The following is a 2,188-nucleotide window of genomic DNA, read 5'->3' as shown; positions in this document are numbered from 1 at the left end:
GGGGGCGGGGCGGCTGCCGCCCCGCCCCCTCGTCCGCTCCCCGGAGGGCTCCGGCTTCCGGATCAGCCCTGCGGGTAGCCCTGGCGCAGGAGCCCGTAGGTGACGGCCTGTTCGAGGGCGACCCAGGACGCGTCGACGACGTTGGGGCCCACGCCCACCGTGGTCCACTCCCCCACCCCGTCGCTGAAGGTGATGAGGATGCGGGTGATGGCGTTGGTGCCGGAGCTGCCCTCCAGGATGCGGACCTTGTAGTCGGTCAGCTCCAGCCCGGCCAGCGCGGTGTACACGCCCTCCATGGCGCTGCGCAGCGCCCGGTCCAGGGCGTTGACGGGGCCGTTGCCCTCCGCGGTGGCGATCACGCGTTCGCCCTTGACCCGCAGTTTGACGGTGGCCTCGGTGAGGCTCTCGTAGTCGCTGGCCAGGGGGCTGGACCCGGCCCGGGGTCGGCGTTCGGTGATGACGCGCCAGGACTCGGTGTCGAAGTAGCGGACCGGCTGCCCCAGTTCCTCGCGCAGCAGCAGGTCCAGGGAGGCGTCGGCGGCCTCGAAGCTGTAGCCCGACAGCTCCAGGCCCTTGACCCGCTCCACGGCCCGCCCCGACAGGGCGCGGTCTCCGGACAGGTCCAGGCCCAACTCCTTGGCCTTGAGTTCGATGGAGGCCCGCCCGGCCATGTCGGAGACGAGCATGCGCATGGCGTTGCCGACCAGCGCGGGGTCCGTGTGCTGGTACAGGTCGGGGTCGACCTTGATCGCGGAGGCGTGCAGCCCCGCCTTGTGCGCGAAGGCCGACACCCCCACGTAGGGCTGGTGCGTGTCGGGGGTGAGGTTGACGATCTCGGCGATGGCGGTGGCCACGCGGGTCATCTCGGCCAGGCAGCCCTCGGGGAGGACCTCCTGGCCGCGCTTGAGCGTGAGCGCGCCGACCACGGAGAAGAGGTTGGCGTTGCCGACCCGCTCGCCGTAGCCGTTGGCGGTGCACTGTACGTGGGTAGCGCCCGCGTCCACGGCGGCGAGGGTGTTGGCGACGGCGCAGCCGGTGTCGTCCTGGGCGTGGATGCCCAGGCGTGCGCCGGTGGCCTCGCGGACCTCGGTGACGATACGGGTGACGTCGGTGGGGAGCATGCCGCCGTTGGTGTCGCACAGGACGACGACGTCGGCACCGGCCCCGGCGGCGGCGCGGACCACGTCGAGCGCGTGGTCGGGGTTGTGGAGGTATCCGTCGAAGAAGTGCTCGCAGTCCACGAATACGCGCTGGCCGTGTTCGCTCAGGTGGGACACCGTGTCGGCGATCATGGCGAGGTTCTCGTCGAGGGTCGTGCGCAGCGCGCGCTCGACGTGCCGGTCGTCACTCTTGGCGACAAGGGTGACGACCGGTGCGCCGCTGTCGCGCAGTGCGGCCACCTGTGGGTCGTCGGCGGCCCGCACACCGGCACGGCGGGTCGCGCCGAACGCGGTGAGTTGCGCGTGCTCCAGCGTCAGCTCTCGTGAAGCCCGCTGGAAGAACTCGGTGTCCTTGGGGTTGGCCCCCGGCCACCCTCCCTCGATGAACGCCACCCCGAAGTCGTCCAGCAGCTTGGCGATGGCCAGCTTGTCGGAGACCCGCAGGTTGATCCCCTCGCGCTGGGCCCCGTCGCGCAGCGTGGTGTCGAAGACGTGGAAACTGTCGTCCCTCATGGGTGGAACTCCCGAAGGTGGATGCTGTGGTGTGGCCGACCGGGCCCCGCCAACAAAAAAGACCCCTCGTGGACACGAGAGGTCAGCGCGCTGGCGGCGTCCGATGGTCAGCCAGCGCGCCTCACGATAATGAGCACCTGAGACGGCATGAGGTCAGTGTGCCACACGGTGGCGGAGTTCTCGGTGCTCAACGGCGGATTGTCCCACCATGCGAGACGTCGGTTTCTCGTACCGGACATACCCGACACCCCGCCGAAGGCGCCCGGGAGCACCGTCGCCCCTCGTGAACCGCCCGGGGGCACGCCCCCGGATCGGGCGGGTCGACGCGCGGCGGTGACCGACGTCACCGGGGGAAGGGGCGACCTTCCTCCCCGGATCCGTCTGCGGCCACGGGCAGGGGCACGCGGCGGTCCCGCCTCCCCGGTGGAGGGTCCGACAGCGGCGGCCCCGTCGGCGTCGGCCGCTTCGGACGCCGGGCACGGAGGCTCCCGGAGGAGGGGAGGGGAGAACCGGGG

The 2,188-nt window shown here is 71.5% G+C and carries 1 protein-coding gene; it reads right to left on the bottom strand.

Annotation, left to right across the window (positions count from 1 at the left end; all coding sequences use genetic code 11):
- Positions 1 to 62 precede the first annotated feature (62 nt).
- Complete coding sequence (gene cimA / locus DQW06_RS04095; protein ID WP_013151234.1) at positions 63 to 1,673, bottom strand: citramalate synthase; 1,611 nt, start codon at positions 1,671 to 1,673, stop codon at positions 63 to 65.
- Positions 1,674 to 2,188 lie beyond the last annotated feature (515 nt).

Source organism: Nocardiopsis sp. TNDT3 (genome assembly GCF_003427465.1).
GTDB lineage: Bacteria > Actinomycetota > Actinomycetes > Streptosporangiales > Streptosporangiaceae > Nocardiopsis > Nocardiopsis dassonvillei.
This window is presented reverse-complemented; position numbering and strand designations above follow the sequence as displayed.

Excerpts from the sequence above, each read along its gene's own strand:
- cimA (WP_013151234.1), bottom strand. The coding sequence starts at position 1,673 with ATGAGGGACGACAGTTTCCACGTCTTCGACACCACGCTGCGCGACGGG.